The organism is Neisseria sp. HMSC065D04 (assembly GCF_001815675.1).
Classification (GTDB): Bacteria; Pseudomonadota; Gammaproteobacteria; order Burkholderiales; family Neisseriaceae; genus Neisseria.
Window position 1 is genome coordinate 1 of sequence record NZ_KV821510.1, and the last position, 6,748, is coordinate 6,748.

General features: G+C 52.4%; 5 protein-coding genes. 2 read left to right on the forward strand and 3 right to left on the reverse strand.

Annotated features, from left to right (window positions below; all coding sequences use genetic code 11):
• Positions 1 to 312 precede the first annotated feature (312 nt).
• The 3 genes from HMPREF3050_RS15020 to HMPREF3050_RS06335 form a co-directional block, all read right to left on the reverse strand.
• Entirely contained in the window at positions 313 to 639 is a 327-nt protein-coding gene (locus HMPREF3050_RS15020; RefSeq protein ID WP_283122378.1) for a lysozyme inhibitor LprI family protein, read from the reverse strand.
• Between the two features lie 506 nt (positions 640 to 1,145).
• Positions 1,146 to 2,468: a murein transglycosylase A gene (locus HMPREF3050_RS06330; protein ID WP_070774130.1), complete on the reverse strand. Its 1,323-nt coding sequence runs from the start codon at positions 2,466 to 2,468 to the stop codon at positions 1,146 to 1,148.
• Positions 2,469 to 2,730: 262 nt separating this feature from the next.
• A complete protein-coding gene (locus tag HMPREF3050_RS06335) occupies positions 2,731 to 3,525 on the reverse strand; it encodes a DsbC family protein (protein WP_070774132.1) in 795 nt (264 codons plus the stop codon).
• A gap of 257 nt (positions 3,526 to 3,782) precedes the next feature.
• Between HMPREF3050_RS06335 and HMPREF3050_RS06340 the strand changes: the two genes are divergently transcribed.
• Entirely contained in the window at positions 3,783 to 4,448 is a 666-nt protein-coding gene (locus HMPREF3050_RS06340; protein WP_070774135.1) for a hypothetical protein, read from the forward strand.
• A gap of 41 nt (positions 4,449 to 4,489) precedes the next feature.
• A complete protein-coding gene (locus HMPREF3050_RS06345) occupies positions 4,490 to 6,658 on the forward strand; it encodes a primosomal protein N' (protein WP_070774158.1) in 2,169 nt (722 codons plus the stop codon).
• The last annotated feature ends 90 nt before the right edge of the window (positions 6,659 to 6,748 follow it).

Consider the following 6,748-nt stretch of genomic DNA (forward strand, 5'->3'; position numbering starts at 1 on the left):
CAGAGAGTGACGGGGAGAAACGGGCGAAGGTGAGATGGTAGGATTGGCGGGCAGTCATGACGATCTGGATGATTTATGATGAAAGTTTAAAAATAAATCAAAAAGGCAGGCAAGACAAATGATTAATGACAAGCGGTAAAAATGTCGTATGGATGGTTCCTGAAAGTGATGGGTGAATAGATTTGGGGCTAAAGAAGGTCGTCTGAAAGTTGAGTTTCAGACGACCTTGATAAATGCCAGGTTCTAATTCAGATTTTATAGATTAATTTAAAAAGAAAAATGTTATTTTATAATTCGAGGGTAGATGGGTTGTTAATCCTTATCATGCCCAATAGTTTGAAAGAAATATGGTTCTTCAAATTGGCAAGGTTCGTTGCCACATACATAAATTTCTTTTAAATAGCTATTTCGCTTTAAAATGGCATCTGTAGCACATTGAAAATATTCAAATATCCCCTCTCTCCCAACCTCTTTCTCTGGCAATATCAAGCATTTATCAAATTTGTTTTTATTCCATTGCCTTTGTTGATGAATTAAATAATTTCTTATATTTACATTTTTCTGCTTTTGAGCAATTGAATAATTATTATTTAATTCTTTCTGTGCCAATAAATATGACTTAGAAAAACATACAAGAATATCCTATTGTATTATACTGTTTGCATGACATGGTTTGTTTAATGCATCTTTATCAATAACTGTTTCAGGTAAATCTCCAAGTGTAAAAGTTGGGGCGAGGCAAATTGTAATAAATAAAGCTCACTTATTTAAAGTGATCAAAACGTAATCCTTTGTTCAATATACATAGTAGCAGGTAGATTATGATCCAAAAAAAATCATCCAGTTATCTAAAATATTTGGTTTCTACCTAAGCCTACACTTACTAAAATGGGTTAACAATACAATTATAGTGGATTAACTTTAAACCAGTACGGCGTTACCTCGCCTTAGCTCAAAGAGAACGATTCTCTAAGGTGCTGAAGTACCAAGTGAATCAGTTCCGTACTATCTGTACTGTCTGCGGCTTCGTCGCCTTATCCTGATTTAAAGTTAATCCACTATAAGAGCGGGCATGGATGGTTTGGATATGAAAAAGGTCGTCTGAAAAACGGTTTTCAGACGACCTTTTGACTTTTTAGCCGATTTTAAGGCTGATAGCTGGGTTTCATGCCGTTGGGCAGGAGTTGCCAGACGTAGCCTGTGGTTTTCATTTTACCGGCAACCTCGCCTGCTTCATCGCCGTAGCCCCAGAAGTAGTCCACGCGGACGGCGCCTTTGATGGCGCTGCCTGTGTCTTGCGCCATGATGAGGCGGTTGAGGGCTTTTTTGGTGGTCGGATGGGCGGTGGCGACAAACAGCGGCGCGCCTAAGGTGATGTAGTGGCGGTCGATGGCGCCTGCGTATTCACCCAAGAGCGGGGTGCCCAATGCGCCGACCGGTCCGGCTTCGCTGCTGCCGGTCAGTTCGCGGAAGAAGACGTAGCTGGGGTTTTGTCCCAAGACTTCGGCGAGGCGGCCGGGGTTTTGCTTCATGTAGGCTTTGATGCCCTGCATGCTGGTTTGTGCAAGGGGGAGGTAGCCTTTGTCCGCCATGTAGCGTCCGATGGAGACGTAGGGATGTTCGTTTTTGTCGGCGAATCCGACGCGGATGTATTTGCCGGACGGGGTTTTCAGACGACCCGAACCTTGGATGTGCATGAAGAAGAGTTCGACGGGGTCTTCTGCGTAACCGAGGATGGGGGCTTTGCCGTTGAGCGCGCCGCCGTTGATTTGGTTGCGGGTGTAATAAGGAACGAAGCGGCTGCCTTCAAATCTGCCTTTGAGGGCGGTGCTGCGGGCGGTAATGGGAAACTGGGACAGGTCGGCGGTGTGTGTGCCGCTGTTGTCGATGACGCCGCTGTTGGCACCGGTTTGGCGGATGCGGACGGTGGCTTTGCTGCCCCTCAAATTGGCGGACAGGGGGACGGAGACGAAGTCGTTGGGGATGCCGTAGATGGGGAAGCGGGCTTTGCTTGTGGTTTTGTCATCGCCGAGCAGGACGGGCTCGTAGTAGCCGGTGATGGTGCCGGCGGGGTTGCCGTTGTTGCTGACTTGCCAAGGGGTGAAATAGCGTTCGAAGAAATGTTTGGCTTGGAAATGGTGGAGGGGCGTCTGCATGGCTTGGGCACAGACATCTTGCCAGCCTGCGCGGTTTTTGAGTTTCTCGCAGCCTAAGCGGAAGGATTGGAGGCTTTTGACGAAGTGTTGGGTACTCCAATGCGGCAGTTCTTGGTGGGACACGACGGTGTAGGTCGCACCGCCGCCGCTGACGGTGGTGCCGGCGGGATCGGGCGTGCCGGTCGGGCGGTCCGGGCCTTTGACGGTGGTGGTGTCGACTTCGGGAAGGTTTTTGATGCGTTTGCTCGGGCAGGCGGAGAGGACGGCTGCGGCGATGGTGAGGAGTGTGATGCGGTATAGGTGTTTTTTCATAATGCTGTCTTAAAGGCCGTCTGAAATCTGCCGCCGGATAGGGTGAAACGTATCAAGCGGCTGCGCCGACTTGCTTGGGATGGACTCAGAAAATCGGTTCGCACGGGATGGACAGATTTGCAGACGGGATATTTGGTCCGTTTATTCAAGAGCTTGGGATTTTAACACAGTTTGCCTGCCTGCTTCGGCGGTATGAAAAAGGTCGTCTGAAAACCTTGTATATCGGTTTTCAGACGACCTTTGCCGTATTTTGAAGCCAATCTTATTTCTGATTGTCTTCGATGATTGTTTTGAGGTGCGGCATGGGGCTGTATCCGCTTTGGCTGCGGCCGTTCGGGAAAACGAGGGTAGGTGTGCCGTTGAAGCCGAATTGTTCGCCCAAAGAAGTGGTTTCGGCAACGGGATTTTCGCAATTGGCTTTGCCGCTCGGGAATTGGCCTTTGCGCATCCAGTCGGTCCAGGCTTGGGTCGGGTTAGGCTGACACCACAGGATTTCGGCTTTACGCGCGGCATCGGGGTGCAGGCTCGGAATCGGCATCATGAAGTTGTAGATCGTGATGTCGGTCATTTTTTCAAACTCGTGTTCCAAGCGTTTGCAGTACGGGCAGTCGGGGTCGGAGAAGACGGCGACTTTCAGCTTGCCGTTGCCGCGCACTTCTTTAATCGCTTTGTCCAAAGGCAGGGAGGCGAAGTCGATTTTGTTCAAATCGGCGGCGCGTTCGTCGGTCAGGCTTTTGCGCGTGTTGACGTCGATGAGGTCGCCGACGAACATATAGTCGCCTTTGGCATCGGTGTAAATGATTTGTTTACCGCTGACGACGACTTCATAAATGCCTTGAATAGGGGTTTCGCTGACGCTGATGACTTTCAGGCCTTGGGATTCGTAAATTTTTTCGAGGCGGGCTTTCAAGGCTTCGCCGACTTTGCCTTGTACGGGGGCGGCGGGCTTGGCGGCTGAAGAGGGTGCTGCATTTGCCTGTGAAACGGGCGTTTGCCCGCACGCGGTCAGTGAGATCAGAGCGATGGGGGCTAAGATTTTGATTAATTTGGTTTTCATTTTTAAGTATAGGCGTGTGTCAAGAAAACCGCATTGTATCAAACCTCTGTCATGCCTGCATTGTATTGAGGCTCAATTTATCGTCTGAAAATAGCTTTCGGCTGTTAAAATACGCAAAAAAATGATTTGCCTGCCTGTATGATCTACCACCGCATCGCCGTAAACATATGGCTAAGCGGACTTCGGGCCGGTTTGAGGTCGTCTGAAAGATTTGCTGCGGGCAACTGAAAGATTTTATCGACACTTTGAGAGAAAAGATGAACCAACAAGAATACGCTGAATATCTGTTTAAGCTGCTGGGCGAAGAGCCGCGGGCAGCAGATAAATATAATGGCTGGGAAGACTATTTCTATGGTTTGTTTCAAGGTTTTATGCCTGACGGAGAAGGCGTGGCTGAGGTGTTTGAGCCTTTGGAAAAGGGGCGTGAATTGTTGGCGCGCATTATGCCTGTGTATCAAAACACTGCCGAACATAACCAAGAAATCCTCGACGGCGGCTATATTCCCGGCTATTTCTGTCCGCCTGCGCAAGATGAGACAGAAGTGAGACAGACGGGTGAGCGTTTGCTGGAAGGGTTGCGCGAATTTGCCCGCTTTGTTGAAGACGAAGAGCTGATTGCAGCCTTGGCAGCGATTAAACAGATACGTTTGGGTGAACCTGCGGAAGAGTTTAACGATACTCAGGATTTGTTGGGAGAGGTATTTAGCGAATGGCAGACGAGCAATACAGATTACAACAGCCACGAACAAGTGTTGTCCGAAGCCTATTATTCCGTAAGTTGTGATTATTACCTGTCCGCCTATCTGCAATACCCGCTTTACCACACCAAACCTGACAGCGATTTTCTCCGTCCTTATTTCGATTTGTGGAAACAGGGTTACGGCTTTACCTTAGATAAAGACTGTTTGTATTTGTGCAAATAGCTTCCGTTTTTTCAGACGGCCTCAAACATTTTTTACACACCATGATCTACCACCGCATCGCCGTAAACGTGCCGCTTTCAGACGGCCTTTTGACTTATTCCCATTCCGAGCCGCTGCCGCAGGGCGCGCGGGTGCTTGTGCCTTTCCGCAACAAGACCGTGGTCGGAATTGTGTGGGAAACGGATATTGCGCCCGATATGGATGCGGCGCGGATTTTGGGTGTTCAGACGACCTTTTCGGACGAGCCGCCGCTGCCCGAAAGCTGGCGTGATTTGTTGGCGTTTACGTCGCGTTATTACCACTATCCGACGGGGCAGGCGGTGTTTGCCGCGCTGCCGCAGGGTTTGAAGGAAACGCGCGCGGTGGAAATGCCGCAGCCGCCGTTGTTTTATGCGTTGAACGAAGCGGGCAGGGCGCAAACGCCGCCGCCGGCGCGGTTCAACAAAAAAGCGGCTTTGTGGGACGCGCTGCTGTCGGGCGGGATGACGATGGCGGCGTTGAAGCAGGTGAACGCGCAGGCGGAGAAGTTAATCGAGGATTGGACGGAACAGAGCTGGATTGAAACGACGGAAGCAGCAAAGCCTGTATTGAGGTCGTCTGAATTTCAGCTCAACGCCGACCAGCAGAAGGCTTCCGATGAAATTCAGACGGCCTTTGGCAGCTTCCAGCCGTTTCTGCTGTACGGCATCACCGGCAGCGGCAAGACCGAGGTGTATTTCGATGCGATGGCGAAAGTGTTGGCGCAGGGGCGGCAGGTGTTGTTTCTGTTGCCCGAAATCAACCTCACGCCGCAGCTTTTGAAGCGGGTGGAAAACCGTTTTGCCGACGTGCCGACCGCCGTGTTGCACAGCCAGATGGCGGCAGGCAAGCGCACGCAGGATTATCTGCGCGCGATGTTGGGGCAGGCGAAGCTGGTCATCGGCACGCGGCTGGCGGTGTTCACGCCGATGGATAATGTCGGGTTGATTGTAGTCGATGAGGAACACGACGGCTCGTTCAAGCAGGACAACGAATTGCGCTACCATGCCCGCGATTTGGCGGTGTGGCGGGCGAAGCAGAGCGGCTGCCCCGTCGTGTTGGGCAGTGCCACGCCCAGCTTGGAGAGCTGGCACAAGGCGCAAAGCGGCGCGTACCGCCTGCTGCAACTGACCGAACGCGCCCATACCGCCGCGCAACTGCCGCAAGTGGACATCCTCAACGTAGGTCGTCTGAAACTCGACAACGGCTTCTCGCCGCAAGCCTTGCAGCTTTTGAAACAGAATTTTGAAGCAGGCGGCATGTCGCTGGTGTACCTCAACCGTCGCGGTTTCGCGCCCGCGTTATTTTGCGGCGACTGCGGCCATACCTTCGGCTGCCCGAACTGCTCCGCCAAAATGGTGCTGCACCAACGCGCCCGCCAACTGCGCTGCCACCACTGCGACCACCGCGAACCCATCCCGTTCAAATGCCCCGACTGCGGCAACCAAGACCTGACCGCCGTCGGCCACGGCACGCAGCGCGTCGAAGAAACCCTGCGTGCCTTCCTGCCCAAGGCCGCCGTCGTCCGCGTCGATAGGGACAGCACCGCGCACAAAAACGACTGGGCGGATTTGTACCGCCGCATCGCTGACAACGAAATCGACATTCTGGTCGGTACGCAGATGCTCGCCAAAGGCCATGATTTTGCGCGGCTTAACCTCGTTATCGTGTTGAACGCCGACGGCAGCCTGTACAGCGCGGATTTTCGTGCGCCGGAAAGGCTGTTTGCCGAGCTGATGCAAGTGTCCGGCAGGGCGGGGCGTGCCGACAAACCCGGCAAGGTATTGATACAGACCCAACTGCCCGAACATCCCGTCTTTGCCGCCGTCAAAGCGCAGGACTATGCCGTGTTTGCCGAAAACGAATTGAACGAGCGGCAAATGTTCGCCATGCCGCCCTTCGGTTTTCAAACCGCCGTCCGCGCCGACGCGCCGCGTGTTGCCGATGCGATGGAGTTTCTCAACGCCGCCAAAGAAACCCTTGCTCCGCTTTTGCCCGAAAGCGTCTCCCAGTTCGGCGCCGCCCCCATGCTGATGGTGCGTCTCGCCGAACGCGAACGCGCGCAAATCTTCCTCGAATCGACATCCCGACAGGATTTGCACCGCGCCGTGAGTTTGTGGGTGCAGGTGTTGCAGCAAAACCGCGACGGCAAAATCCGATGGTCGGTGGATGTGGACGCGCAGGAAGCGTAAGCGGAATAGGGAAGGGGTCGTCTGAAAAAGCGGAAGAGGCATTTTCAGACGACCTTTTTGTTTATAGTGGATTAACTTTAAACCAGTACG